General features: G+C 64.1%; 30 protein-coding genes. 14 read left to right on the top strand and 16 right to left on the bottom strand.

The annotated features are described in order from the left end of the window. Positions 1-117: 117 nt before the first annotated feature. Positions 118-321: a hypothetical protein gene (locus ACKUUH_RS04445; protein ID WP_407948653.1), complete on the bottom strand. Its 204-nt coding sequence runs from the start codon at positions 319-321 to the stop codon at positions 118-120. 123 nt (positions 322-444) lie between these two features. Next, positions 445-714, bottom strand: coding sequence for a plasmid stabilization protein (locus ACKUUH_RS04440; RefSeq protein ID WP_407948652.1), 270 nt, complete (start codon positions 712-714; stop codon positions 445-447). A gap of 416 nt (positions 715-1,130) precedes the next feature. Between ACKUUH_RS04440 and ACKUUH_RS04435 the strand changes: the two genes are divergently transcribed. After that, positions 1,131-1,379 carry a DUF2061 domain-containing protein gene (locus ACKUUH_RS04435; RefSeq protein ID WP_407948651.1) on the top strand — a complete coding sequence of 83 codons (249 nt, stop codon included), beginning with the start codon at positions 1,131-1,133 and terminating at the stop codon, positions 1,377-1,379. A gap of 3 nt (positions 1,380-1,382) precedes the next feature. On the opposite strand, the gene ACKUUH_RS04430 is transcribed toward ACKUUH_RS04435, so the two are convergent. Continuing rightward, complete coding sequence (locus ACKUUH_RS04430; protein ID WP_407948650.1) at positions 1,383-2,015, bottom strand: NUDIX hydrolase; 633 nt, start codon at positions 2,013-2,015, stop codon at positions 1,383-1,385. A 290-nt stretch (positions 2,016-2,305) separates the two neighbouring features. Here ACKUUH_RS04430 and ald point away from each other — a divergent pair, with 290 nt between their 5' ends. From ald to rpmF, 3 genes are all read left to right on the top strand, one after another. Next, entirely contained in the window at positions 2,306-3,424 is a 1,119-nt protein-coding gene (gene ald / locus ACKUUH_RS04425; protein ID WP_407948649.1) for an alanine dehydrogenase, read from the top strand. 142 nt (positions 3,425-3,566) lie between these two features. Then, positions 3,567-4,166 (top strand): SPOR domain-containing protein, encoded by a 600-nt coding sequence (locus tag ACKUUH_RS04420; RefSeq protein WP_407948648.1) that lies wholly within the window; start codon positions 3,567-3,569, stop codon positions 4,164-4,166. Between the two features lie 196 nt (positions 4,167-4,362). Beyond that, positions 4,363-4,545 carry a 50S ribosomal protein L32 gene (gene rpmF, locus ACKUUH_RS04415; protein ID WP_012110466.1) on the top strand — a complete coding sequence of 61 codons (183 nt, stop codon included), beginning with the start codon at positions 4,363-4,365 and terminating at the stop codon, positions 4,543-4,545. A gap of 69 nt (positions 4,546-4,614) precedes the next feature. Here the strand turns inward: rpmF and ACKUUH_RS04410 are convergent, their stop codons facing one another. Next, positions 4,615-5,700: a M14 family metallopeptidase gene (locus tag ACKUUH_RS04410; protein ID WP_407948647.1), complete on the bottom strand. Its 1,086-nt coding sequence runs from the start codon at positions 5,698-5,700 to the stop codon at positions 4,615-4,617. Positions 5,701-5,825: 125 nt separating this feature from the next. On the opposite strand from ACKUUH_RS04410, the gene ACKUUH_RS04405 reads away from it, so the two are divergent. Next, complete coding sequence (locus ACKUUH_RS04405) at positions 5,826-6,218, top strand: hypothetical protein (protein WP_407948646.1); 393 nt, start codon at positions 5,826-5,828, stop codon at positions 6,216-6,218. 2 nt (positions 6,219-6,220) lie between these two features. Here the strand turns inward: ACKUUH_RS04405 and ACKUUH_RS04400 are convergent, their stop codons facing one another. The 4 genes from ACKUUH_RS04400 to ACKUUH_RS04385 are packed head-to-tail and all read right to left on the bottom strand — an operon-like array spanning position 6,221 to position 10,216. After that, a complete protein-coding gene (locus ACKUUH_RS04400; protein ID WP_407948645.1) occupies positions 6,221-7,069 on the bottom strand; it encodes an aminotransferase class IV in 849 nt (282 codons plus the stop codon). Then, positions 7,066-7,659, bottom strand: coding sequence for an anthranilate synthase component II (locus tag ACKUUH_RS04395; RefSeq protein ID WP_407948644.1), 594 nt, complete (start codon positions 7,657-7,659; stop codon positions 7,066-7,068). Before ACKUUH_RS04395 ends, ACKUUH_RS04400 begins: the two co-directional genes overlap by 4 nt. Continuing rightward, the gene (gene pabB, locus ACKUUH_RS04390) at positions 7,656-9,089 is read right to left on the bottom strand and encodes an aminodeoxychorismate synthase component I (protein WP_407948643.1); all 1,434 of its coding nucleotides are present in this window, start codon (positions 9,087-9,089) and stop codon (positions 7,656-7,658) included. The genes ACKUUH_RS04395 and pabB overlap by 4 nt, the downstream gene beginning before the upstream one ends. Before the next feature lie 29 nt (positions 9,090-9,118). Then, entirely contained in the window at positions 9,119-10,216 is a 1,098-nt protein-coding gene (locus ACKUUH_RS04385) for an alpha/beta fold hydrolase (RefSeq protein WP_407948642.1), read from the bottom strand. A gap of 221 nt (positions 10,217-10,437) precedes the next feature. On the opposite strand from ACKUUH_RS04385, the gene ACKUUH_RS04380 reads away from it, so the two are divergent. The 4 genes from ACKUUH_RS04380 (at position 10,438) to ACKUUH_RS04365 (ending at position 13,593) form a co-directional block, all read left to right on the top strand. After that, complete coding sequence (locus ACKUUH_RS04380) at positions 10,438-11,241, top strand: SDR family oxidoreductase (RefSeq protein ID WP_407948641.1); 804 nt, start codon at positions 10,438-10,440, stop codon at positions 11,239-11,241. Further along, complete coding sequence (locus ACKUUH_RS04375; RefSeq protein ID WP_407948640.1) at positions 11,242-12,354, top strand: YeiH family protein; 1,113 nt, start codon at positions 11,242-11,244, stop codon at positions 12,352-12,354. It begins immediately after the preceding gene. Positions 12,355-12,415: 61 nt separating this feature from the next. Continuing rightward, the gene (locus ACKUUH_RS04370; protein WP_407948639.1) at positions 12,416-13,231 is read left to right on the top strand and encodes an enoyl-CoA hydratase/isomerase family protein; all 816 of its coding nucleotides are present in this window, start codon (positions 12,416-12,418) and stop codon (positions 13,229-13,231) included. 5 nt (positions 13,232-13,236) lie between these two features. Then, positions 13,237-13,593: a hypothetical protein gene (locus ACKUUH_RS04365; protein ID WP_407948638.1), complete on the top strand. Its 357-nt coding sequence runs from the start codon at positions 13,237-13,239 to the stop codon at positions 13,591-13,593. Between the two features lie 36 nt (positions 13,594-13,629). Here the strand turns inward: ACKUUH_RS04365 and ACKUUH_RS04360 are convergent, their stop codons facing one another. After that, positions 13,630-13,965: a hypothetical protein gene (locus ACKUUH_RS04360; RefSeq protein WP_407948637.1), complete on the bottom strand. Its 336-nt coding sequence runs from the start codon at positions 13,963-13,965 to the stop codon at positions 13,630-13,632. 303 nt (positions 13,966-14,268) lie between these two features. On the opposite strand from ACKUUH_RS04360, the gene ACKUUH_RS04355 reads away from it, so the two are divergent. After that, positions 14,269-16,017 carry a putative bifunctional diguanylate cyclase/phosphodiesterase gene (locus tag ACKUUH_RS04355; RefSeq protein WP_407948636.1) on the top strand — a complete coding sequence of 583 codons (1,749 nt, stop codon included), beginning with the start codon at positions 14,269-14,271 and terminating at the stop codon, positions 16,015-16,017. Positions 16,018-16,020: 3 nt separating this feature from the next. Here ACKUUH_RS04355 and phaR read toward each other — a convergent pair whose 3' ends face one another. Next, a complete protein-coding gene (gene phaR, locus ACKUUH_RS04350; RefSeq protein ID WP_407948635.1) occupies positions 16,021-16,647 on the bottom strand; it encodes a polyhydroxyalkanoate synthesis repressor PhaR in 627 nt (208 codons plus the stop codon). A 265-nt stretch (positions 16,648-16,912) separates the two neighbouring features. Between phaR and ACKUUH_RS04345 the strand changes: the two genes are divergently transcribed. Beyond that, positions 16,913-18,100, top strand: coding sequence for an acetyl-CoA C-acetyltransferase (locus ACKUUH_RS04345; RefSeq protein ID WP_407948634.1), 1,188 nt, complete (start codon positions 16,913-16,915; stop codon positions 18,098-18,100). A 41-nt stretch (positions 18,101-18,141) separates the two neighbouring features. Beyond that, positions 18,142-18,867 (top strand): acetoacetyl-CoA reductase, encoded by a 726-nt coding sequence (gene phbB, locus ACKUUH_RS04340; protein WP_407948633.1) that lies wholly within the window; start codon positions 18,142-18,144, stop codon positions 18,865-18,867. Positions 18,868-18,921: 54 nt separating this feature from the next. Here phbB and ACKUUH_RS04335 read toward each other — a convergent pair whose 3' ends face one another. The 4 genes from ACKUUH_RS04335 to gloB all read right to left on the bottom strand — a co-directional run bounded on the left by ACKUUH_RS04335 (position 18,922) and on the right by gloB (position 21,776). Further along, positions 18,922-19,563 (bottom strand): YcbK family protein, encoded by a 642-nt coding sequence (locus ACKUUH_RS04335; RefSeq protein ID WP_407948632.1) that lies wholly within the window; start codon positions 19,561-19,563, stop codon positions 18,922-18,924. Positions 19,564-19,572: 9 nt separating this feature from the next. Continuing rightward, entirely contained in the window at positions 19,573-20,460 is an 888-nt protein-coding gene (locus ACKUUH_RS04330; RefSeq protein ID WP_407948631.1) for a polysaccharide deacetylase family protein, read from the bottom strand. Positions 20,461-20,566: 106 nt separating this feature from the next. Beyond that, entirely contained in the window at positions 20,567-20,983 is a 417-nt protein-coding gene (locus ACKUUH_RS04325) for a cupin domain-containing protein (protein ID WP_407948658.1), read from the bottom strand. 22 nt (positions 20,984-21,005) lie between these two features. Then, a complete protein-coding gene (gene gloB / locus ACKUUH_RS04320) occupies positions 21,006-21,776 on the bottom strand; it encodes a hydroxyacylglutathione hydrolase (protein ID WP_407948630.1) in 771 nt (256 codons plus the stop codon). Positions 21,777-21,915: 139 nt separating this feature from the next. Here gloB and ACKUUH_RS04315 point away from each other — a divergent pair, with 139 nt between their 5' ends. Continuing rightward, positions 21,916-22,677 (top strand): class I SAM-dependent methyltransferase, encoded by a 762-nt coding sequence (locus ACKUUH_RS04315; RefSeq protein ID WP_407948657.1) that lies wholly within the window; start codon positions 21,916-21,918, stop codon positions 22,675-22,677. Positions 22,678-22,680: 3 nt separating this feature from the next. On the opposite strand, the gene metW is transcribed toward ACKUUH_RS04315, so the two are convergent. Together metW and ACKUUH_RS04305 are read right to left on the bottom strand one after the other, a co-directional pair. Further along, complete coding sequence (metW, locus tag ACKUUH_RS04310; RefSeq protein WP_407948629.1) at positions 22,681-23,307, bottom strand: methionine biosynthesis protein MetW; 627 nt, start codon at positions 23,305-23,307, stop codon at positions 22,681-22,683. Continuing rightward, positions 23,304-24,413 carry a homoserine O-acetyltransferase gene (locus ACKUUH_RS04305; protein WP_407948656.1) on the bottom strand — a complete coding sequence of 370 codons (1,110 nt, stop codon included), beginning with the start codon at positions 24,411-24,413 and terminating at the stop codon, positions 23,304-23,306. Before ACKUUH_RS04305 ends, metW begins: the two co-directional genes overlap by 4 nt. Before the next feature lie 305 nt (positions 24,414-24,718). On the opposite strand from ACKUUH_RS04305, the gene ACKUUH_RS04300 reads away from it, so the two are divergent. Then, complete coding sequence (locus tag ACKUUH_RS04300) at positions 24,719-25,615, top strand: chorismate mutase (RefSeq protein WP_407948628.1); 897 nt, start codon at positions 24,719-24,721, stop codon at positions 25,613-25,615. The last annotated feature ends 1 nt before the right edge of the window (position 25,616 follow it).

Here is a 25,616-nt window from a genome sequence, read left to right as displayed (position 1 = left end):
GGCCGGGTCATGACGGTTAAATTCGGGATTGAAAATTAAACCGGACGGCAGTGGGTCAAGCCCGGCAATGACAAGTTGTGAGGTAGACGGATGATTATGGAGTCCCCTCACCCTCCCTCACCGCCTCCCTCCCTCCAGCGCCTCGATCCTGCCGATCGGTCCCTCGAAGCGCTCCGGCGGCACGGCGTAGAACTCGACCTTGTTGCGGGAGAGGATGGCGAGCGTGTCGCCCAGCGCGTCGCGCATATGGGCGGAGGGGTTCCGGCGAAAATCGGTCACGAAAAGGTGGGGCGCGCGCTTTGCCGCATACGGGCCACGCACAATGCGCGCCCTCGAAGGGCGGGGAACGGGAGCTGCGGCGACAGGCCCGTCCGCGCTCGCAGCCTTGCGGAATAAGGGGCTGTCCAACCGCAGGGCGCAACATCGTTGTCCGGACTTATAGCGTCAGGCTGGCCGGAGGCTCAAGCCGGGGGGTGCCGGGGCGCGGTTCTCCAGCTCCTCGATCCGGTCGAGCAGCGCCGCGTAGTGGGGGGCGGGGACAACGTAAAATTCCGGGCGGTTGTAATTCAGCACCGCGAAGGCCTCGCCCTTGGCGTCCACGAAGACGCGCATGGGGTTCTTCTTGAAGTCCGAGATGCCGACAACGCGCCGGACACGCAGCACTTCCAGCCCGCCGGGTTCCTTCGGCCTTTCCGGCCCTATCTTTCGCGCCATTGATCGCTCCGTATTTGGTGTCCGGTCCGGTTCTGCACCCCCTGGAGGCCTCTGGCCGGGAAGGGGTGCCGCTCCGGGGTTGGCCATTCTCTTCAGGGCGCTGTCTTCAGCTCCCCGGAGGGCCTTCCGCTGCCATTCTCGCCGCCTCTCGCAGGGCGGGGATAAGCGCCTCCGCGTGGACAGGGGCGGGGATAACCCCGCCCTTTGTGACAGTTCGATGACATTCAGATGACAGCCGCCGCGCCGCCCCGAAAAACGCCCGGAATCCGCCATGTCTGTTCGTCACGGTTCCGTAACGGTTCATGTGGCCCGAGCGCGCTCCGGCCACCCACAAGACCCCTTGCCCCTTGACAGTCTCATCTCTTTTATTTAAATAAGAATAAATCGCAATAGCGGCTATCAAAGGAACCGGACTCATGCGCGACCTCGTGAAGACCATGACCTACGCCTCGCTCCACTTCTCGGTGGGCTTCGGCGTCACCTATGCGCTGACGGGCGAGCTTGCCATCGCGGCCGGCGTCGCGCTGATCGAGCCTGCCGTCAACACGGTGGTCTTCTTCCTCCACGAGAAGGCATGGGCGCGGTTGCCCGCCGCCGCATTCGACAAGGCCTTGGAAAAGCTCGGCTTTCATCATCGCGGGCGCCTTCCGGCGCAGCCCGCCTGACCCCTAGCCCCAGGCCCAGACGGGCTGTTCGAGATGGGCGACGCGCGTTGCCCGCCCGCGCAATCCCACTTCTCCGAACTGATAGAGCAGGGCTGCCGTCGGCGCGTGGATGTGATCCTCGCCAAGCGGCAGGCGGATCACGGGCCGGTCGCTTTCGGGGATCGTGAGGAAGACGGGCGAATCCGGCCTTGTCAGCTCGCCAAGCGCGAAAGGATGGATCGACTGGACCTCGTCGGGGTTCGGCCGCATGCCGCCCGTCTCCGCCGCCCAGACCACCACCGGCGTGATGAGATAGCCGGAGCGCGTCGGGTAATCGTCAAGCATTCCAAGCACTTCCGCAGGGTCGAGGTCGAGCGCGATCTCCTCGCGCAATTCGCGCAGTGCGGCCTCCACCGCGTCCTCGCCCTTGTCGACGCGGCCGCCGGGCAGCGCCCATTGTCCGGCATGGGCGTTCATCCTCGGCGCGCGCCGCGTCAGCAGGAAACCCGCGCCAGGCCCGTGCGGTCCTTCATGCGGCACCACGGTGATGGCGACGGCCGCGCGCTTCAGCGCGCCGTCATGCAATGTCTCGCGCGGGAAGGCGCGGAGCCTCCCGGCGATTTGCATGCGCAGGTTTTCATCGAAGAGAAAAGACATGGTTCCGCTCCCCGCTCTTTCCTAGCACAGGCGGCAGCGGCATTCGCCTTGCCGGTCAGGTGTTTAAGATAGAGTACGGATGGCGGCGCCCGCTTCTTTTTCTCCGGCGCGGAAAGCGTCAGTCATGCGCACCTTTTGGGCATCGAAGCGTTTTCGGGCTGCGGCGCGCCCTCCCGCGCGTGGCTAGAATATTAAACATCCGTCGCCGATTGGCTCCATGCCCCGCCTTGGAGGTGGTCCTTCACCGCGCTACACTTTTTGCCAGTTCCCTCCCCCTCACGAGGCATCCCATGCGCATCGGCGTCCCCAAGGAAATCAAGGTCCACGAGTATCGCGTCGGCATGACGCCGTCTGCCGTTCGCGAGGCGGTGCATCACGGGCACGAGGTTCTCGTGCAGAAGGGCGCAGGGTTCGGCATCGGACTTTTCGACGAGCAATATGTCGCCGCCGGCGCGAAGATCGCCGATACGGCGGAAGAGATTTTCGCCAGCGCCGACATGGTCGTGAAGGTGAAGGAGCCGCAGCCTTCCGAGTGGAAGATGCTGCGCGAGAACCAGATCCTCTTTACCTATCTCCATCTCGCGCCCGATCCCGATCAGGCGCGCGGGCTCATGGAATCGGGCTGCATCGCCATCGCCTATGAAACCGTGACGGATGCCCGTGGCGGTCTTCCGCTGCTTGCGCCCATGTCGGAAGTCGCGGGCCGCATGTCGATCCAGGCGGGCGCGCATTGCCTCGAGATCGCGCAAGGAGGCCGCGGCATGCTGCTCGGCGGCGTGCCGGGCGTTCCCGCTGCGAAGGTCGTCATTCTCGGCGGCGGCGTATCGGGCACCAATGCCGCGCGCATGGCGATGGGTCTCGAAGCCCATGTCACCGTCATCGACCTCAACCTGCACCGCCTCTACGAGCTCGACATGCAGTTCGGTCCGAGCCTCAACACGATCTATTCGACCGTCGATGCGATCGAGGAAAGCGTGCTCGGTGCGGACCTCGTGATCGGCGCCGTGCTGGTGCCGGGCGCGGCCGCGCCAAAGCTCGTGACGGAAGACATGGTCAAGAAAATGAAGAAGGGATCGGTGCTGGTCGATATCGCGATCGACCAGGGCGGCTGCTTTGCGACCTCGCATGCCACCACCCATGCCGATCCGACCTATGTGAAGCATGAGGTGGTTCACTACTGCGTTGCGAACATGCCGGGCGCCGTCGCGCGGACCTCGACCTTCGCGCTCAACAACGCGACGCTTCCCTTCACGCTGGCGCTCGCGGACAAGGGCTACCGGCAGGCCATGCTCGACAATCCGCATCTGCTGGCCGGGCTCAACGTCCACAAGGGCGAACTGACCTACAAGGCGGTGTCCGATGCGCTCGGCGTCGCCTGGCACGATGCGGCCAAGGTGCTTGCGGCCTGAGGTCAGGGCATTGATTTTCCTTGGCTTTTTTGGAAAGCCCGGGGATTTTTGTGCCAGTTCGGGTCAGTTTAAGTGTGAGTTAACCATATAGCGTCACCCTCATCCCATTGCCGCTCCACGCGGCTCATGGATGGGGGCAGACATGTTCGAAAAGGCTCAGCGCGACCGCTTCTGGCTGGTCCTGGGGGCAATTCTGATCGCGCTTTTCGTGATGCAGAAGGAGCGCGGGCTCGCCGGCACGGAGCCGCAGCAGCGCCAGGAAGTCAGGGTCTATGACCGCGGCGGCATGAACCGTCTGGTCGAGAAGACCATCGAAATCCCAACCACGGCCCGTCCCGTCGCACGGCCGCAATACACACAGGTCGCCTGGAACGACGACCCCTATGCCGATCTCGTCACGGGGTCCATTTCCTCTTCCGCGCCCAAGCCGCTGGCCCGTCCGGGCCGCGCCGCTCAGGGGTCCGTCGAGGTTGCCTCGCTTGCAGCGCCTTCGGGCCGCTACTATGCGCAGGTCGGCGCCTATTCGAGCATCGACCGCGCCAGCCGCCGCTATTTCGACGTTCTCGGACGCGAACCGGACCTGAAGCCCGGCGAGCGCGTTGCCATCGATACGGCCCGGATTTCCGGCGAGGAGGTCCATCGCGTCCGCATGGGGCCCTTCGCCAGCGAGCGGAGTGCGCAGGGGGCTTGCGCGCGGGCCGGCATTTCGGCGGATGAATGCGCCATCATCCATCTCAACTAGGCCGGCCGTGCGGGGAATTCGGGTGCGCCCTTATGGACTTTCCGCCCGCTTTCGCTGTATAAGGCCCGCCAAAGGCCGTGCCGGAGGTGCTTGAGGCGCCACCGCTCACGGCCAATATTCTGTTTTCAAAGCCTTTTTCGCGAGGGCAGGCGTCCGCAAATGGCGGGCCGCTCGCGGAGCAATCGGAGCGAAGCCCATGGCCGTCCCCAAGAGGAAAACCACCCCGTCGAAGCGCGGCATGCGCCGTTCGGCCGATGCGCTGAAGCAGCCGGCCTATGTCGAGAACCCGGATTCGGGCGAGCTTCACCGTCCCCATCATGTGGACCTGAAGAGCGGCATGTATCGCGGCAAGCAGATCCTGAAGCCGAAGGGCGAATAAGCCTCCCGCGCTTCCATGAGTTTTGAACGCCGTCCCTCGGGGCGGCGTTTTCGTTTGCCGGGGCCCTGCCTATTCGTGAAGGCCCTTCAGCGCCGCGCGGCAGACGTCGCGCGTTTGCGCCGTCACCTTTTCCTTCCAGTCGTCGGCATCGATGTAGAAGGCATCGCGGATCGTCTTCGCGATCTCCTTCGCCTTCGGATTGTCAGGCCCGCCGTTCTGGTGAAGCCAGTTGTCGGCCTGCAGCGCCATCGTCACTTCCGCAATCGGCACGGTGCCGAATTCGAGGCCCATGGGCGTTACTTCGCGGCCTTGCAGTTCTTCGGCGAGGCAGACCGTGATCGAACCCGGCACGTTGGAGGAGATTGAATCCCCGCTCACCGTCGAGCGCACTCTCGCACCCCACCAGCGGCGCATGCGTTTGTAGGTCTCGCTCGTCTCGGGCTCGGTGCAGATGATCTCGCCTTCGCCGCATGCGCCAAGGCCCGAATGGATGTCGATGAAGACGACGCGGCGCGCCTTGGCCATTTCCTCGCGCAGGATCATGCGGAGCGTGCGGTTCGACCAGACGGGCTCGAGCCCGCCGAACTGCACGCCGTTCGGATGCGTGTATTGCCCTGCGGAGAGCGCGTGCTGCATCGCGCGGTGACCGTGACGTTCCGCATAGGCCCGCATGTGCGCGCGGCTCTCGGCCATGGTTTCGGGTGAGAGGTCGCGCGGGTTGATCGCCTCCGCCAGTTCCTCGTAGCCCGGATTTTCGGGGTGCGGCTTCGCGTGGTCGACGAAGTTGCGGTTGAGGTCGACATTGTCCTCATTGACGCGCCTGTTCCATGCGAAGCCGTAGGGGTTGATGCCGTGGATGAGCACCAGGCCCGTGTCATCGGGCAATCCGTCCGCGAAACCTTCCGCCAGCAGTGCCGTCTGCACGCCGGAGCCGCAATAGCCCTCGACGCCATGCGTGCCCGAGCCAAGCGCGAGGATAAAGGGCGCATCCTCCGGTCCGATCCGCGCTACATCCGTCGCGAGTACTTCGCCCTCGGGCCCTCTCAGCGGATGTTCGTGATGGTTAACGCGGCCGCCCGCCGCCCGCGCTGCCTGGAGGAAGCGGTCGCGTGCTTCCCGATAGGTTTTCGAAAAATTTTGCGCTGCCGCATTCACTTAAGGTTCTTCCTCTCGCTGCCCGCCATGTCGGAAACCTGTCGCCGGATTGGGTTATGGTGTCATAGTTGTGCTAGTCTGGCACATCAGAGGCCAGTTTCCTGGGGGCAAAAGAGGGTTCCGATATGCTTGGCACGCTGCCGCTGATGGCGATCGTCATCATCCTTTACAACGTCATCGTCTATCTGACCGGTCTGTCGATGGAATCGCAGATCACGACCATCACACTCATCTCGGGCGCCGTCTGGACCGTCACGGTCGGCGATCTCATCGTCTTCGCCGCGCTGATGCTGCTCTTCCTCGAACTGATCAACTCGACGAAGACCGGCGCCTCGACCATCGTCAATCACGGGCTGTCGATGCTCGTTCTTCTGATTGCGCTGGTCCAGTTCATCGTGCTGCCGCCGTTCGGCACCTCCACCTTCTTCGCACTCGTCCTGCTTGCGCTTTTCGACGTGATCGCCGGTTTCACCGTCACCATCACGGCGGCGCGCCGCGACTTCACGGTCGGCGAGTAGTCTCAGTCCTCTTCGTCCGCGGCATCGAGCAGGAGCTCGTAAGCCGCGGCGAGGCGGGCCGTCATCGGATGGGCGGGGATATCCCGCCCGTCGATCCGGTTGACGGGTACGAGCCCCATCAGGCTGTTGGTCACGAAGGCTCCCGATATGTGTGCGAGCCTTGCGGGCAATATTTCCTCTTCGGCGATTTCAATTCCGATTTCCGGCGCGAGTTCGAGCAGCGCCGCGCGTGTGATACCCGGCAGGATGCCGCAGTTCTCCGAGGGGGTGACAAGGTTGCCGTCTTCCCAGAGAAAAATATTGGCGGCGCTCGTGCAGGCGATGGTGCCGTTCGTGGAGAGCACCAGCGCGTCGTCCGCGCCTTTTTCCCGCGCTTCTTCCTTTGCGAGCAGATTGTCGAGATAAGGCAGGGCCTTGAGCCGCGCTGAGGGCGACCAGGGGTTGCGCCTCGGCATTGCCGTTGCCAGCGAAAGACGTGCGGGCGGCGCTCCCGCAGCGGCGCAGCTCACGAGCACGGTCGGTCTCGGATCCGGCGGCAGCGCCAGGCCCCGCGGGCCCGGTCCCCGCGTCACGGTTACGCGAAGCGAGGCGCGCGGCGCGGCATCGAGGCCGTTTGCTTCCAGAATTTCGATGCAGGCGGCCTCGATGAAATCGGGCGCGTAGGGAAGCGGCAGGCCGATCAGTTCAGCGCCGGCCTTCAGCCGCAGCATGTGCGCGTCGGCAAAGACGAGATGTCCATGCAGCGCGAGCATGGTTTCGAAGAGGCCGTCGCCCAGCAGGAAGCCGCGGTCGGCGGGGTCGATCCGCGCGTCCCGTGCATCCATGATCGAACCGTTGAGCCAGACTTTCATGCGCTGAGCCTCGCCGGGGCCGCGTTTGCGAGCCGCAGGAAATTCGCAAGCAACGCGTGCCCGTGTTCAGTGAGAACGGATTCCGGGTGGAACTGCACGCCATAGACCGGCAGTTCCTCGTGGCAAAGCGCCATCAGTACCCCGTCTTCCGCATGCGCGGTGGCGCGGAGCGGCCCGCCCGCGGGAAGTTCGGCGACGAGCGAATGGTAGCGGCCCGCCGTAAAGGGATCGGGAAGGCCCTCAAAGATATCCCTGCCTTCGTGACTGATGCGCGATGGTTTGCCATGCACGGGTTTTGGCGCGCGCAGGATGCGCCCGCCGAAGGCAGCGGCAATTGCCTGATGTCCAAGGCAGACGCCGAGCAGCGGAATGCCGCGCGCTGCAGCCGCCGTCACGAGAGGTACGGAAATTCCCGCCTTGTCGGGCCCGCAGGGGCCGGGCGAGAGGATGATCGCATCGGGCGCAAGCGCCAGCGCATCCTCCACCGATATCTCGTCGGTCCTGATCGTGCGGCGTGCGAATCCGAGCTCGCCGACATAGCGCGCAAGGTTGTGAACGAAGCTGTCGAAATTGTCGATGACGATGATCATGCGTGCTCTCCCGCAAGGAGCGGCGCGCCGGGGGATGCGTCTTCGGCCATCAGCGAGCGCCGCATGTCGCGCGCCTTCGCAAGCGTTTCCTCATATTCGGCTTCCGGATCGGAGTCGGCCACGATCCCGCCGCCGGCCTGGAAGGTCACGCGCCTGTCCTTCACGGTCATGGTACGAATCGCGATGGCGCTGTCCATATTGCCGTCGGCGCCGAGATAGCCGATGGCGCCGCAATAGGGGCCGCGTGCGGTCGGTTCGAGTTCCGCGATGATTTCCATGGCCCGGCGCTTCGGCGCGCCCGTCACGGAACCGCCGGGGAAACAGGCAGCAAGGAGATCGGTAGCGGTTTCGCCTTTCCGCAGTTTTCCCCGCACCGTCGACACGAGGTGATGCACATTCGCGAAACTCTCGAGTTCGCAGAGTTTATCCACGGTGACGGAGCCATCCTCGCAAACACGCGAAATGTCGTTCCGCAGCAGGTCGACGATCATCACGTTTTCCGCGCGGTCTTTCTCCGAAGCAAGAAGTTCGGCGGCCAGGCGTCCGTCTTCCTCGGGCGTCGGCCCACGCCCGCGCGTACCCTTGATCGGCTTCGTTTCGACTTCCCCGTCGCGGCAGAGAAGGAAGCGTTCCGGCGATGAGGAGACGATCGCGCCCTCGCCGAAATTGAAGAAGGAGGCGAAGGGCGCGGGGCTCGCGGAGCGCAGTCTTGAATAGAGCGCATAAGGCGTGTCGCTTTCGGCGAGCGTCGCTTCGAAGCGTTGCGAAAGGTTCGCCTGGAAGATATCCCCGGCATGGATGTAGTCGATGACCCGCGCGACCGCTCCTTCATATCCCTCGCGTGTGAAGTTCGAGAAGATGCCGGGTGTTGCGACGGGCGCGGGAGCCATCGCTCTCTGCGGCGAGGCCAGCCGTTCGCGCATTTCGGCCGCGCGCAACGCCGCGCGCTTCCGGCGTGCATCGGGGTCGCGTTCGGGCAGTCCCGTCGAAACGATGAAGGCGCGGCGTGCCAGCATGTCGAAGGCGAGCACCGTGTCGTAAAAGCCGAGCGCCATGTCGGGCAGATGCTGGTCGTCGATGGCGAAGGGCCGCTCTTCCGGTGGCAGACGTTCCAGTGTCCGCCCGAGGCCATAGCCGAAGAAGCCTGCCGCACCGCCGGGGAAGGGCGGCGTGCCCTCGCTGCCTTCCACCGGCGAGAGGTCTGCGAGCGCGGATTTCAGCAGGTCGAAGGGTTTTCCCGCTTCGCCGTGGCGCCAGCAAAGGTGCCGGAAGGGATGGGCCGCGATGAAGCTCCAGCGTCCATGCAGCGCGGGGTCGCGTGCAGGGCCGGCCGTGGCGCTGTCGAGGAAAAGCGCGAAGGGCTCCGCCGCCAGCGCATGGAAAAACTCATGCGGCGCGATCCATTCCAGCTCTTCGACGAGCGGCTTCATCACCGGCTACTCTCTTGCGCTACCAGGCGTCACTGCTCGGTTGCGGGCGGGCCGGCCTCGAAGGCGTCGCCGTCCTGCGCCGTATCGTGGCTGCAGCTTCCGCATTGCCGCGATTCAAGGCGCGTCAGCGGCCCACGCGGTTTTCCGCCCGCGCCTGCGGACGTGATCCTTGCATCCTGAACCCGAAGAAAGTCCGTAATGAGGCCGCTCACAAGCTCGGGGTCGGCAAAGGTGATGTTATGCCCGGCACGCGGATAGGACCGAAGCTGCGCCTGCGGCATGAGTTCCATCAGTTTCGTCGCGTTTTCGTAAGGCACGGTTTCGTCGGCCTCGCCCCAGATGGCAAGGACCGGCAGTTCCGATGCACCGACATCCGCAAAGAAGGCATCGGCGCCGGTCAGCGGATAGTGCCGCATGGTCGACAGCAGCGCATCGCCATAGCCGCGATATTCAAGCTGCCGATTGAAGCCCGCGAGGAAAGCGCCCGGGTTCGGCGCGCTCGTGGCTTCCTTCGCGGCCGCGCTGTAGAAGAGGCGGGTGCCGAACAGGCGGACGATCCAGTCTCCGATAAGGGGGCGCTTCAGCAGATCGGCGTTCCCGTTCAAGGCGACGCCGAGGCCCGCCGGTGCGATGAGCGTCAGCGAGCGCACGCGCTCGGGGTGCCGGGCGGTGAAGATCGTCGCGATTGCGCCGCCCATCGAATAGCCGACGAGATCGACGCGGCGGTTGATCTTCAGGGCCTCGATCAGTTCATCGAGCTGCCGGTCGAAGAGATCGGCATTGTAGATGGCGTTGGGCCTGTCGGAGAGGCCGCGCCCGAAATTGTCGTAGGCAAGCACGCGATAGCCCGCCTCGGTCAGCGGCGCGAAGTGGCCGTCCCAGACGAAGGAGGGTGTGGAAAACCCGTGAACCAGCACGACAACTGGCCCGGCCTCCGGTCCTTCGAGCCGGTAGTGAACGGTGCCGGAAGGAAGCTCGATGAACCTGTAGGCGTTGCCCTGCCTTTCGAGCGCCGTGCGTGCAACGGCATCGAGCGGCGCGCGGGCGCGTCCTGCCGCCCAGAAGCTCATGAACATGATGAGGAGGAGTGCGAGTCCGAGAATTGCGGCTCCCTTCGCAATCGCCATGATGCTTTTCAACCTTTTCTACCTCGGTTCCGCGCTTCCCTTGCGGAAGGTGTCGGGGGGCGCAGTCTAGTGCCTTGGCGGCGTACCTACAAATGTCCCTGCCGGGGTTGCAGGGGGCCTGAAATGCAGGCTTGATGCGGGAAAAAGGGGATCGTTTCCCGCAGGCCGAAGGTCTCATGGGCGATCTCGTTTGCACACGGAGCTCGCACGGGGAGATCGAAATGGCGAACGCTTTCAAGGATCAGGTTCTTGCCGGAAAGACGGCTTTCGTCGCCGGTGCATCGAGCGGCATCAATCTCGGCATTGCGCAGCATTTTGCGCGCGCAGGCGCGAAGGTCGCGCTTATCAGCCGCAGTCACGAGAAGATCGTTGCGGCGGCAAGGACCATCACGGACGAAGGTCACGAGGCGATCGGGAAGGCTGCCGACGTTCGCGATTTCAACTCAGTCGATCAGGCAATGGCCAAGGCGCATGAACGGTTCGGCAAGTTCGACATCGTGCTTTCCGGCGCGGCCGGCAATTTCGTTGCGCCCGCGCTTGGCATGTCGTCCAACGGTTTCAAGACGGTGGTCGATATCGACCTCATCGGCACGTTCAACGTATTGCGCGCCTCGTTCCAGTATCTGAACCGGCCTGGCGCTTCGCTTATCTCGATCACGGCGCCGCAGGCCGTGAACCCCAGCGTCTTCCAGGCGCATGTCTGTGCGGCGAAGGCGGGCATCAACATGCTGACCAAATGCCTCGCCATGGAATGGGGACCGGCGGGTGTGCGCGTCAATGCGATATCCCCGGGACCGATTGCCGATACCGAAGGCATGGCGCGGCTTGCGCCGACGCCGGAGATGGAAAAAGCGATAAAGTCCCGTATCGCCATGCGCGACTACGGCACCAAGACGGACATCGCCGATACCGCGCTTTTCCTGTCGACGGACAATGCAAAATACATCACCGGCACGATCGTCGATTGCGATGGCGGCTCGAAGCTCGGCGACGCGGGCGCCGATGCGCTTGGCGAGTTCGCCTGAATGACCGCCCCGGAGCGCGGCTCGCCGCACTCCCTCAGGCAACTCGAATCGCTCGAGAGCATGGAGGGGATCGTTCGGGCCGAACCCAGCGTTCCACCCTCCGGATCGCTGTTGTACCGGCTGCCGAAGGGCGCGCTCGTTCATGCGGTCTATCCCGGCGTTCTCGTCGCGGTCACGATTGCGCTCGCCTCCTCCTGGCTCTCGCAGCATTACGGCGCGCCGGTCATGCTGTTCGCGCTGCTTTTCGGCATGGCCTTCCATTTTCTTCACGAGGAAGGCCGCTGCGTGGCGGGCATCGAGTTCTCGTCCCGCACGATCCTGAGGATCGGCGTGGCGCTGCTCGGCGTCCGGATCACGGCGGGCGAGATCGCAAGTCTCGGCGTCGTGCCGGTTCTCACCGTCATTGCAGGCGTTGCAACGACCATCCTTGTCGGCACGCTGCTTTCGCGTCTTCTCGGCCTCAATCGTCTTTTCGGCGTCCTGTCGGGCGGCGCGGTCGCCATCTGCGGGGCGTCGGCGGCGCTGGCCATCGCCTCCGTCCTGCCGAACAGGCCGGAGGGCGAGCGTGACACGATCCTGACCGTCGTCAGCGTCACCGCACTTTCGACGCTCGTCATGGTTCTCTATCCGGTTTTCGTCGGCGCCATCGGTCTCGACGATATGCGCGCGGGGATATTTCTCGGCGGCACGATCCACGATGTCGCGCAGGTTGTGGGCGCCGGCTACATGGTCTCGGTGGAGACGGGCGACGTCGCGACCTATGTGAAGCTTCTGCGGGTGGCGATGCTGCTGCCGGTCGTCTTCTGCATTGCGCTTGTGCTGAGCCGCGCAAGCAAGGATGCGGCCTCGGGCGGCGCGAAGTTCTTTCCGCTGTTTCTCGTCGGGTTCGCGGCTCTCGTCGTCGTCAACAGCCTCGGATTTCTGCCGCCACTGGTCGTCGGCGCCGCGACGGATGTGTCACGCTGGTGCCTGGTGACGGCAATTGCCGCGCTCGGCATTAAGACGTCGTTCCGCGATCTCGCCTCGGCGGGATGGCGTCCGGTCGGGCTCATGCTCGCCGAAACACTCTGGATTGCCGGCCTCGTGCTGGTATCGGTCGAATTCTTCGTCTGACGTCTTGCCCGCACCCGACATGCGGGTAGTCTCGAAAGAAAGATATCCACCGGGAGGAACCATGACACCGCGCATTCAGCCGTCGGCGTTCACCTGCATTCTCTATGAGGTGCGCGACCACGTGGCGATCCTCACCCTCAACCGGCCCGACCGGCGCAACGCGCTGAACCGGCGCGCTTATGACGAGGTCGAAGCGGCGTTCCGCGCCGCCTCTGCCGACCCCGAGGTGCGCTGCGTGATCGTGACCGGGGCCGATCCCGCCTTCTGCTCCGGCGAGGATGTGAAGGAGATGATGACGGGCGAGCAGCACGAACAGAGCGTTGCGCGGCTCACCAGCGTTCGGCCCGAGCCGACGCCTGCCGCCGTCGCCGCACTCGAATGCGACCGGCCTGTGATTGCGGCCGTCAACGGCGCAGCGGTTGGCTGGGGCATGGAACTCACGCTCTTCGCCGATATCCGCATTGCGTCGGAAAAGGCGCAGTTCGGCGAAATTTTCATCAAGCGCGGCCTCATCACCGATGTCGGCGGGCTCTGGCGGCTTCCTGCGATTGTCGGACCTGCCAAGGCGGCGGAGCTCCTTTTCACCGGCGATGTCATCGACGCCGCGGAAGCCCTGCGCATCGGCCTTGTCAGCGACGTCGTACCGCATGAGGAACTGATGGAGCACGCGATGGCGCTTGCGGGCCGGATCGCCGTCAATGCGCCGCTTGCGTTGCGCTTCATGAAGGAGGGGCTGCGCCGAACCTCATATGGAGACCTGCGCGAAATCGGTAGCTGGGTGAGCGGAACGCTGGGTAAGCTCTTTCAGACGGAAGATTATCGCGAAGGCGTGCGCAGTTTCCTTGAAAAGCGCGCGCCCGAGTTCAAGGGACGCTAGGTGGAATGGCGCTCTTCTTCGATCAGGAATGGTTCGACGCGAAGCTGAGAGAAGCGGGGCGGACGCGCGACGATGTCGCGTCGGCTCTCGGCCTTTCACGCGCCGAAGTCGACGAGATATGGAAGGACCAGCGCGAACTTGCCTCTCGTGAGGTGAGCGTTCTCGCCGGGCTTCTCGCCGCTTCGTCCGCCGAGGTGGCGAACAAGGCAGGGATATCGACGCCCGTTCCCGCCGCGCCGACGCAGGCAAGCAGCGATGCCGCCCTCATGATGAAGCTCGATGCAATGGACGCGCGCCTTGCCCGTATCGAAAGAGCGGTGGCAGATCTCCAGTCGCTCATCCTCGCCACACGAAATAACTGACCCACGAAACCGGCAGGCTTGTCGGGCGGCGGGTGATCAGAGTTTGCGCTGGTGCCGTCCGTTGCGGAGCGTTTCGGCAAGGAGGTCCGGCAGCATGTCGGCGCCGATATAGGCGTGGGTCGCCTGGCGGCGGGCTTCTTCCTTGCGCGCGGGCGAGCGCGGCCAGGACCAGTGTTGATCGATATACTGCGCGAGAAAAGCCGCAACGGGGCGCGTGGCGACGAGATCGGGCCTGCCGAGCGCGGCGGTGCTGGCGGGCAAATCCCGGGGGAGCGGCGCAGGCTCGCTGCGTTTCGCGCGCGGCGCCTCCTCCGCTCGCCTCGGAGCGGGAAGGGCGCGGCGCGTCCGGTCTATGCGCTCTATTCCCGTCATGTCACTTGCCGTCTCACCTTGTTGAAGCCGTCGCGGTCGAGCACCGGGTTGCAATGCGGATCGCCTTGCTTCGTCGTCGCAAGAATCCTGCCACGTCCGGAGGTGCTGCCGAAGGATTTTCAAGCGTCCCGTTGTGCCGCAACGGAACAGATGTGTGAATTAACCAGCATTTTTAAGCCTTTAGTCGCCAAGGCGCTTCTCGAATTTTTAACGGCTGCTGCCCGACTATGACCGTCATGGATGCAGAAAGCGTCCAAAGAAGGGCGATGGGCCCAATTCGGTAAACACGGCAGGAGCGGTGTTGTGGACTCGAAGACGCAGGATGCGCGCAGAGTCGGCGTGGCGATTGGCATCGAATCGATGAAGGCGCACGACGATTTGCTGGAGAGCGCCGTTATCGCCGTTGGCGATGCCGCCTACATGTGGCTGATCGACGACAATACGCTGAACTGGGGTCCGGGAGCGGCGCAGCTTCTCGGTATTTCCGACGTCTCAACCATATCCACACATCGCGATTTTGCCGCGCGCGTCGCAAGCGACGGGCCGAGCCGCTATGAGCTCATCTGCCGGTCGCGGGAAAGCGATACCGGCAACGGCGTCGCTTACGAATTCGAATATCAGATCCGCGACGATTTCGGCGGCATGCGCTGGGTCGAGGATCGTGGCCGTTGGTATGGCGGCCCCGACGGGGCGCCTCAGCGTGCGGTTGGTGTGTTGCGTGCGATCGACGAACGGCACAAACGCGACGAACAACTCGTTCGGCTGTCGACCTATGACGAGCTCACCGGTCTTCTCAATCGCGTGCGTCTCAAGGAGGCGCTGACGGATGCGATGATCGCATCGCAGCGTGGACGCCAGAATTCCGCCTTCCTGCTTATCGCGGTCGACAATCTCGCGCTCATCAACGATGCCTTCGGTTTCGATGTGGCCGACGAGGTGATCGTGAGCGTCGGCAAGCGGCTCGCGACACTCGCACGCCGGGGCGATGCGCTCGGCCGCTATGCGGGCAACAAGTTTGGCCTCATCCTGCGCAATTGCAACGAAGAGCGGCTGGATGGCATCTGCGAACGTCTGCTTGCCGAAGTGCGCGACAAGGTGGTGATGACGGCGCGTGGGCCTGTCTCCGTTACCGTTTCGGCGGGTTCGATCGCCCTTCCGGGGCATGCATCAAGCGTCGACCAGGCGCTCGCCCGCGCGGAAGAGGCTCTCGTTTCGGCAAAGCAGCGGCTTCGCGACAGTCATGTCGTCTACAGGCCTTCGCGCGAACGCGAGAAAACCCGCCTTCGCAATATCAACGTCGCCGATGAACTTATCACCGCTCTCAACGACAAACGTATCCGCATTGCCTATCAGCCGATCGTCGATGCAACGACCGGCAAACCCTTCATCTATGAGTGTCTTGTCCGCATGGAGCAACCCGATGGCAGCATCATGGCCGCGGGACATTTTGTGCCGGTTGCCGAGAAGCTCGGCCTGATCGGCCTCCTCGATTACCGCGTGATGGAGCTTGCGCTTGCGACGCTTCGGGCGCGTCCGGACGTCCGGCTCTCGCTCAACGTCTCCGGCCGCACGACAAGCGACCGGCTCTGGCGGGAAACGCTTGCCGGTTCTCTGGCCTCGGATCGCAGCCTTGCCGAGCGGCTCGTCATCGAAATCACGGAAACGGTGGCGATCCAGGAAGTGTCGGAACTCACAGAGTTCGTCGCGACGTTCCGGGATCTCGGCTGCCAGATCGCGATCGACGATTTCGGTGCGGGCTATACGTCCTTCCGCAACCTCAAGATGCTCGATGTCGACCTGGTGAAGATAGACGGTTCGTTCGTGGTCGATCTTGCGACCAATCCGGACAACCAGTTTTTCGTCCGCACGCTGGTCAATCTCGCGCAGAACTTCAATCTGCCGACGGTGGCCGAATGGGTCAGCAATGCCGAGGAAGTCGAAATGCTGAGGCAGTTCGGCGTCGAGTATCTGCAGGGCTTCTATCTCGGCGAGCCGGCCCTGTCGCTGCCGGGCTCGGTGCACAGCCTTGCGGGCCGCCGCACCGTCGCCTGAGCGTCACTTCTTTTTCGACAGGGCCTCGAGCTGGGCCTGCATCTGCGAAATCTGCTTCTTGAGCTCGTCGAGCTCATCCTCGCGTTCTTCGCCGCCCTCGGATGCTTCCGGCTGTTCCGACGCCTGCCGATCCTTCGCCGTACGTTCGGTCGCGCCGCCCGGCCCTCTGAAGGGTGAGAACATGCGCATGGCATTGTCGAACATTTCAAGATTGTGACGGATCTGGTCTTCGAACTGGCTCAGCCGCTCCCGGCCGCCGAGCACGTTCGTAACGCGGGTCCGGAGTTTCTCCTGCTCCTTGGAGAAGCTGTTCATGCTCATTTCGAGGTAGGAGGGGACAAAGCTCTGCAGGCTGTCGCCGTAAAAACGGATGAGCTGCCGGAGGAAGTTGATCGGCAGGAGGTTCTGTCCCTTGCCTTCTTCCTCGAAAATGATCTGGGTGAGCACCGAGCGGGTAATATCATCGCCGGTCTTTGCATCCCGAACCACGAACTCCTTGCTCTGCTTCACCATTTCGCACAGATGGTCGAGCGTCACATAGCTCGACGTCGCGGTGTTGTAGAGCCGCCGGTTCGCGTATTTCTTGATAACGATGACATCATCGTCCGTGGATGAGGTCTTTTTTGCCACGGCTATCCCACTTCTCGTTTTGCAATGTTGTCTTGCAATGTTATCGGGCCGGTTCGCTATTGCGCCCGGTTACGGCAACTTGCCGCAACGGTCCCTTGCCCCCTGTCATTCGGCATTGTGACGCGGTATTGTTGCGGTGCGCAAGTCCCGCATTGCGATGCACCGAAAACAGCGTTACCGGCCCGTGCTGCGCTGGCCGGGCTTTCGCGTAGAGCGGGGTCATACAGTTCTCCGGCCTGTCCAGGCCGGTTCCAGGGAGCAAGCCATGAGCAAATCCGGTACCGAGGTGGTCATTGTCGGCGCGGCGCGCACGCCCGTTGGCTCTTTCAACGGCGCTCTGTCGAGCTTGCCAGCGCATGAACTCGGCCGGATCGCGATTTCCGCCGCCATCGGGCGGGCAGGCATCGGAATGGCCGATGTCTCGGAAGTCATCCTCGGTCAGGTCCTTCAGGCGGGCCAGGGCCAGAACCCGGCCCGGCAGGCCTCCGTCAATGCCGGTATTCCTGTCGAAGTGCCGGCCTGGGGCGTGAACCAGCTCTGCGGGTCCGGGCTTCGCGCGGTTGCGCTCGGCCATCAGGCGATCGTCAATGGCGATAGCGAGGTCGTGGTCGCGGGCGGTCAGGAAAGCATGAGCCAGGCGCAGCACGCCGCCTATCTGCGCGCCGGCAACAAGATGGGATCGGTCGAGTTCGTCGACACGATGATCAGGGACGGCCTCTGGGATGCCTTCAACGGCTATCATATGGGCCAGACGGCGGAAAACGTCGCCGCGCGCTGGCAGATCACGCGTGACGAGCAGGATGCCTTCGCCGTTGCCTCGCAGAACAAGGCCGAGGCCGCGCAGAAGGCGGGACGCTTCAAGGACGAGATCGCGTCTGTCACCATCAAGTCGCGCAAGGGCGAAACGACTGTCGACAATGACGAGTTCATCAAGCACGGCGTGACGCTTGAGGGCATCCAGGGTCTGAAGCCCGCCTTCCAGAGGGACGGCGGCACGGTCACGGCGGCGAACGCCTCCGGCATCAATGACGGTGCGGCGGCGGTCGTGCTGATGAGCGCGGACCGCGCGGCGAAGGAAGGCCGCAAGGTGCTTGGCCGGATCGTCTCCTGGGCGCAGGCGGGCGTCGATCCCGCCGTCATGGGGACGGGGCCCATCCCGGCTTCGCGGGCGGCGCTCAAGAAAGCGGGCTGGACCGTCGACGATCTCGATCTCGTCGAGGCGAACGAAGCCTTTGCGGCGCAGGCACTGGCGGTCAACAAGGACCTCGGCTGGAACCCGGAAATCGTCAACGTGAATGGCGGCGCCATTTCCATCGGCCATCCGATCGGTGCGTCTGGCGCACGCGTCTTCGTGACGCTGCTTCACGAGATGGAGAAGCGCGATGCGAAGAAGGGACTGGCCACACTTTGCATCGGCGGCGGCATGGGCATCGCGCTCTGTGTCGAACGCTGAAGGTTTCCGCAGGTTAAGACGTTTCAGGACGAGGATATCCAATGACTAAAGTTGCGCTCGTAACGGGCGGCACACGCGGCATCGGCGTCGCGATTTCGGTGGCGCTCAAGGCGGCGGGTTACAAGGTGGCCGCGAATTATGCCGGCAATGACGAGGCGGCCGCCGCCTTTTCGAAGGAGCACGGCGTCAACGTCTACAAGTGGAATGTGGGCGACTACGATTCCTGTGTGAAGGGTATCGCCGCCGTCGAAGCGGAACTCGGTCCCGTCGACGTGCTTGTGAACAATGCGGGCATTACGCGCGATGGCATGCTGCACAAGATGACGCCGGCGCAGTGGCGCGAAGTCATGGCGGTCGATCTCGATTCCATGTTCAACATGTGCCAGCCGCTCATCAACGGCATGCGCGAGCGCGGTTTCGGGCGCATCGTCAACATCTCCTCGATCAACGGCCAGAAGGGCCAGATGGGGCAGACGAATTATTCCGCGGCGAAGGCCGGCGTCATCGGCTTCACCAAGGCACTGGCGCAGGAAGTGGCACGAAAAGGCGTCACGGTGAACTGCATCGCGCCGGGCTATATCGACACCGATATGGTGTCGGCGGTGCCGGAGAAGGTGCTTGAGGGAATTATCGCGACGATCCCGGTCGGCCGCCTCGGCAAGGCGGAAGAGATCGCGCATTGCGTCGTTTTCCTCGCCGACGAGAAGGCGAGCTTCGTTACGGGCGCAACGATCACGGCGAATGGCGCTCAGTATATCGCGGGATAAGCAAGCCGCAGGCGAATGCAGAGACGCCCCGGACCTTGTCCGGGGCGTTTTCGTTCAGCCCGCCTCTTTCTCTGCTTGCGCCTGCTCGCGGTCGTATTCCTCGTCGCGGCCCGGGCGCGGCATACCGGGATAGCGCCAGCTGTCAGGCGGTCCGATATCGACATGGGCATAAGGCGTCTTCGTCGGATAGAAGCCCGCACCGCCCTTGCCGAGTTTTTTCGCCACGCGGTAGACCTCTTCGGGATCGAGGAAATCCTGCGTGATGTCCATGGCCATGCCGCGCATGTGGAAGCTGCCGGGATCGACGCCATTGCCGCGCCGGAAGAGCCAGTCGTTCGTCTCGGGTGAACGATAGCCCGACATGGCGTAGATCGGGTTCTTCGAGCGCGTGTTCGCGTCGATCTCCCAGAGCAGATCGAGAAGACCCGGATGGACGTCGTGAACTCCATTGGTGCGCAGGTCGCGCATGAACCAGGAAACGCGCTTCAGCGCGTCGTCCGCGTAGCCCTCGTCCGTCCAATAGGTGACGGTGAGTTTCTCGCCGGAATTGAGGCTCTGGAGACGTAGCGCCCGCTTGTAGGGAGCTTCCGCGCGGACAATCGCGGGCGCCGCGAGGAGGCCGGCAGCGCCGAGACCGAGCGCCAGCGCCTTGCGGCGTGTCGGCAAAAATCGTCCCGATGCGGATGTTACTGTCATGGCAAGAGACTACTGAAGGGCGGTTGCGGGCTCAAGAGACGGCTTCAAGACGGCGGTTTCCGGTTCGTCGTCCTGTATGTCCACGCGGCGGACGGCACCGATCAGCGGATCGCGCGAGGCGGCGGCCAGTTCATGCGCCCCTTCCTCTGGCACAAGCTGAACGAAACTGTATCCCTCCGCCCGGAGCGCGACGATCAGCGAGGAAAGCATCTCCGCCGTGCGCGGTTTGGTGTCGTGTAGGATCAGGATGCCGCGGCCAACATAGTCGATATTCCGAATGGCCCGGGCGCGCACCTGCGCGGCGCTGATCGATTTCCAGTCGTCGGCGCCGAACTCGCAGGAAAGGGTCGCGATGTTGCGCTCTCCGAGCCAGCCGATCAGGGGTTTGCTGTCATTGAGGCCGGGAAAGCGAAAAAAAGGCGCGAGCCTTTCGCGGTCTTCCTCCGGTGCAGCGGCGAGGGCCATTTCAACGGCGGCGAAGCCTTGCCGGATCTGGCGCCGGGCGCCTTCGAGCGAGAAATGGCGGAGATTGTTCGGATGCGACCAGGTGTGCGTGCCGATGGTGTGGCCGCGCGCCGCCACCTCGCGCACGATGTCGGGATACTTCTGCGCATAGATGCCGACCATGAAGAAGGTCGCCTTCACGCAGTGCCGGTCCAGAATGTCGAGAATGACGGGTGTCGTTTCGGGGTTCGGGCCGTCGTCGAAGGTGAGCGCGACCTCCTTCGGTCCGAGCCCGGCTGAGCGGGCATATTGCATGCCGCCATAGGCAGGGCCGCCTTTCGTCGGAACCGCAACCACGGATGTTTTGGTCGGGCAGGCCGTTTGCGCGCGCGCAGGCAGGCTCGCGCAGAAAAGCGCGGCAAGAATGCCCAATGCAGCAAAAACGGATTTCACCTTTAGCCCCCCACGGACCGGCAATCGTCACGAATGCGCAGTCTAGCGGGGTTGCGGCGTCCGGCCAGCGCAAGGTGGCAACAGAGCCACCGAAAAGCGACGAAAGTTAACCCGCCGGATGCCAGCCGGGCTCGGCCATTTCAAAGCCGGCGAACTCGAATCCGGGCGCCACCGTGCAGCCGACCAGCGTCCAGAGGCCAAGCGGTTCTGCCGCCTGCCAAACTCTTGCCGGAATGACGAGCTGCGGGCGCTCTCCGGCATCGAGGTTCTGGCCGAGCAACAACGTTTCCGGCGCCCGGCCTTCCTCGTAGCGCGACAGCGCGAGCGGTCCGCCCGCATACCAGTGCCAGATTTCGGCTGCATCGACGCGGTGCCAGTGCGAACGCTCGCCTTCCTTCAGCAGGTAATAGATGGCGGTCGAATGGGCGCGGTCCCCTGCCGGATCGCGGAACGTCTCCGCGAAGTAGCCGCCTTCGGGGTGCGGCTCCATGCCGAGGAGTTCGATGATGGCGTCGGCGTCCATGCCGGCATCGAATGAAGCCATGTCAGAAATTGTCCTTTCTCTTGCGTGTCTCGGCGAAAACATCGACATCCGCGGCCGCTTCGAGGCCGATGGTGCGGCGTAGATCCGGGCTCGCCGCCCGCAGGAACGGATTGGTTCTCTTCTCGAGGCCGATCGTCGTCGGCACGGTCCATTCGCCGCGCGCGCGCTTTTCGTCGATTTCCTTTGCGCGGGCCGCGAGTGCGGCATTGTCCGGCTCGACGGAAAGGGCGAAGCGGGCATTCGACTGCGTGTATTCGTGCGCGCAGTAGACGACGGTATCGTCCGGCAGCTCCATCAGCTTGCCGAGCGAGGTCCACATCTGCTGTGCCGTGCCCTCGAAGAGACGCCCGCAGCCCAGCGCGAACAGCGTGTCGCCCACGAAGGCGATGTGCTCCTCGTCGAAGCTGTAGGCGATGTGGCCACGCGTGTGACCCGGCACGTCGATGACGCGGGCACGGGCGGCGCCAAGTTCCACGATGTCGCCTTCGCCGACCGCGCGGTCGATGCCGGGAATAAGGTCCTTCTCGCCTTTGGGCCCGATCACCACGCAACCCGTCTTCTCCTTGAGCTCGGCGTTCCCGCCCGCATGGTCGAAATGGTGATGCGTGTTCAGGATGTGGGTGAGCGTCCATCCCTTTTCCTTGAGGGCGGCGAGGATCGGCGTCACCTCCGGTGTGTCGACTGCCGCCGTCGCGCCGGATGAGGGCTCGTGGACGAGATAGCCGTAATTGTCGTTCAGACAGGGAAACTGGTGAATTTCAAGCTTTGCCATCTCGTCTCCTCCGGGAATACCGGCTTTTCGGGGCCGTTTGCCCTCCGTTAGTCTCATCCGGTATAGGCTTCGCCCCTAAGGTAGTGATCCCGGGCGCCCGCGTGAACCCGGCCTCGCCGGATTTGCTAGAGTGAACTCCATGCATATGGATGTGATCGATCTGCGCGACTTCTACGGCCGTCCCCTGGGGCGTGTTGCGCAGCACCATATTGCGGGGCGCATCGAGGAGATATGGCCGGATGTGCGCGGGCTCAACATGCTCGGCCTCGGTTTTGCGACGCCCTATCTCGCGCCTTTCCTGGGAACGGCGCAGCGCGTCATCGGCCTCATGCCCGCGCGGCAGGGTGTCATGCAATGGCCGGCGGACGCGCGCTGCCTCACCGGCCTTGTCGACGAGCGCGAACTGCCCTTGCCCGACGAGAGCATGGACCGCGTGCTGCTTGTGCATGGGCTCGAAGCGAGCGAGTCCATGCGCGTGCTGCTCCGGCAGATATGGCGCGTACTGGCGCCGGGCGGGCGCGTCATGATCGTCGTGCCGAACCGGCGGGGATTGTGGGCGCGGCGCGAGGCGACGCCTTTCGGCCATGGGCAACCCTTCTCGCGCAGCCAGATCACGCAGCTCCTGCGCGAATCCATGTTCTCTCCGTCGTGCTGGGAGGCCGCGCTTTTCGTCCCCCCCTTCGACTGGCGTCCGCTGTTGCGTTCAGCTCCCGCATGGGAGCGCGCGGGCCATATGCTCTGGCCGCGTTTTTCCGGCGTCATCGTGGTTGAAGCGACGAAGCAGATCTATGCCGCGACGGCTCTTCCCGCCGCGCGCAAGGTTGCGTCCCGCGTGCGGGCGATTGCGCCGTTGCCCGCACCCACGCCGGCACGTGCTGTCATGCCGATGGACGATGAATAGGGTTCAGTCGCGGCGCGAGAGAAGGAAGACGGCGTCGACCGCGAACAGATTTGCCAGCATGCCGGGATCGGAAATGCGCCACGCCTTCTCGCCCGTCAGGATGAGCGCATCCTCTATCCCCAGTCCGAGGTCTTGGCAGAGCAAGGCGAAGTCCCGCACCGTGCAAAGATGGATGTTGGGCGTGTCGTACCAGGAATAGCCGAGCGAGCGTGTTTCCGGCATGCGGCCGTTGAAAAGCAGCTGCAGGCGCACGCGCCAATTGCCGAAATTCGGAAACGAGACAATGACCCGCCGCCCGATGCGCTTCATCTGGCGCAAAACCGCCTTCGGGTTCCGCGTCGCCTGGATCGTCTGGCTGAGGATCACATAATCGAAGGCGTCGTCCGGATAGTCCGAGAGGTCGGTGTCGGCGTCGCCCTGCACCACGGCAAGGCCGCGCGCCACGCTTGCGTTCACGCCTTCCTGGCTCAATTCCACGCCGCGTCCGTCGATGTTCTTCTGCGAGCGCAACAGGGCCAGCAAGTCGCCGTCGCCGCAGCCGACATCGAGCACGCGGCTCTCCGGCGCGATCATCTGGGCGATGAGATCGAGGTCTACGCGGCCCGCACTGGGGCCATGTCCGTTGCTCATCCGGCGATGCCCCGCGTGCGCGCTGCGCTGTCGATGAAGCCGCGCAGCGTCGCGAACATTTCCGGCTCCTCCAGCAGGAAGGCGTCGTGACCCTTGTCTGTCTTGATCTCGACGAAACTCACCTTGGCCGCAACTGCGTTCAGCGCATGCACGATCTGGCGATTGTCCGACGTCGGAAAGAGCCAGTCGCTGGTGAAGGAAACCACGCAGAAGCGTGACGTCGTACCCCGGAACGCGTTGGCGAGCACGCCGCCGTAATCGTCGGCGAGATCGAAATAGTCCATCGCGCGCGTGATGTAGAGATAGGAATTCGCGTCGAAGCGGTCGACGAAGGTCGAGCCCTGATGGCGCAGATAGCTTTCGATCTGGAAGTCGGCATCGAAGCCGTAGGTGATGCTGTCGCGGTCCTGCAGGTTACGGCCGAACTTGCGATGAAGCGCCGCTTCCGACAGATAGGTGATATGCGCGGCCATGCGCGCGACCGCGAGCCCCTTGCCGGGGGTCGTGCCGTGCGAGAGATAGGCGCCTTGCTTCCATTCGGGGTCGGCCATGATGGCCTGGCGGCCGACCTCGTGGAAGGCGATGTTCTGCGCGGAATGGCGTGCGGCGGTCGCAATCGGGATTGCCGAGAAGACACGCTCGGGATAGGCCGCCGCCCATTGCAGCGCCTGCATGCCGCCCATCGAGCCGCCGATGACGCAGAAAAGGTCGCCGATGCCGAGACGGTCGAGCAGCATGGCTTGCGCGCGGACCATGTCGCCGATGGTGATGACGGGGAAGCTCAGCCCATAGGGCCGCCCGGTTGCCGGGTCGATGTCCTTCGGGCCGGTCGTCCCCTGGCAGCCGCCGATCACGTTCTGGCAGACGACAAAGAAGCGGTTCGTGTCGATGGGCCGCCCCGGCCCCACCATGTGCGGCCACCAGCCGGGCTTGCCGGTCAGCGGGTGCGAACTTGCGGCATACTGGTCGCCTGTCAGCGCATGGCAGATCAGGACCGCGTTCGACTTGTCCGCGTTCAGCGTGCCATAGGTCTCGTAGGCGATGGTAAACGGGCTCAGATTGACGCCGGAATCGAGGGCAAGCGGCTGCTCGGGGCCGAAGGTCATGGATGCACGGTGCACCCTGATCCCGCCTTCCTCGAATTCCGCGCTGTCCGGACCTGCGGCGCCCGAGGGGTCCGCGGCCTTTTCGATGGTGTTCATAGCGCCTCTGCGCCGCCTTTTTCCGGCTTGAATGGCTCCGCGGCGGGCTTTCGGGACCCCCGCCAAACAGGGTGCATAGCTAGGGATGCACCCCCCAAAATGTCAATGTTTTCTTTGATTTTAGCAGGTTGTCCCCGTATGAATACCGCTCTTGCGGGCCGGGTAGGGGGCCTGCCCGCGAGCCGAAATCCCCCGCCGGATGCCGCCGAATGACGACCGAGACAGCAACGCCCGAAAAGGCCCTCGCCGATGTCCGCAAGGAGATCGATGCGATCGACGACGCCATCCAGGACCTCCTGCTGAAGCGCACCGAGCTCGTGGTCGAGGTCGCCGAGGCCAAGGCCCGGGCAGCGAGCGCCGCCGGCAAGGGCAGCTTTGTCGCTTTCCGTCCGGCCCGCGAGGCCGAGGTGCTCCGGCGTGTCGCTGGACGCCACAAGGGCCGGCTGCCGCTTCGCGTTCTGGTCCGGCTCTGGCGCGAGATCATGGCTTCGATGACGCGGATTCAAGGGCCCTTCCGGGTCGATGTCTTCGGTCCGCAGGGCGATGTGCTCGGCTTCTGGGACCTTGCGCGCAACTATTACGGTTCCACGACGCCGATGGAACTGCACAGCAATGCGCGCGACGTGTTGCGCCGTGTGGGCCATGACCGCTCGGCCATCGGTCTCCTGCCGCAGCCTGGCGTTGCAGCCGATGATGACTGGTGGGTCGGCTTTGCAACCGGCGGCACGAGCGAAATGCGCATCGTGGCGCGGCTGCCTTTCGTCGATGTCGCCGGGGACAATGACGGTGCGCGGGCGCTCGTTCTCGCCCACAGCACCTTCGAGAGCACGGGAGACGACACGAGCCTCCTCGCCCTTTCCACGGCCGAAAGCCTGAGCGATGCGCGCGTTGTGGCGCTGGTGAAGGATGCCGGCATCGACGGCAGGCGGATCGCAAGCGCCCGGATCGACAATGGCGTCGCAAAACACGTCTATCTTGTCTCCGTTCCCCATCATCTGGCCGAAGACGACGAACGTTTCACCGCGCTTGCCGTGGAACCCATCGTTGAGGTCCGGCTGCTCGGCGGCTATGCCAACCCGCTGCTGCGCGAGAGCGACGGTGAGTGAG

The organism is Parvibaculum sp., assembly GCF_045863935.1.
In the GTDB taxonomy this organism is placed as follows: domain Bacteria; phylum Pseudomonadota; class Alphaproteobacteria; order Parvibaculales; family Parvibaculaceae; genus Parvibaculum.
Note: the sequence above shows the minus strand (reverse complement) of the source record. Positions and strands in the feature narration are given on the sequence as shown.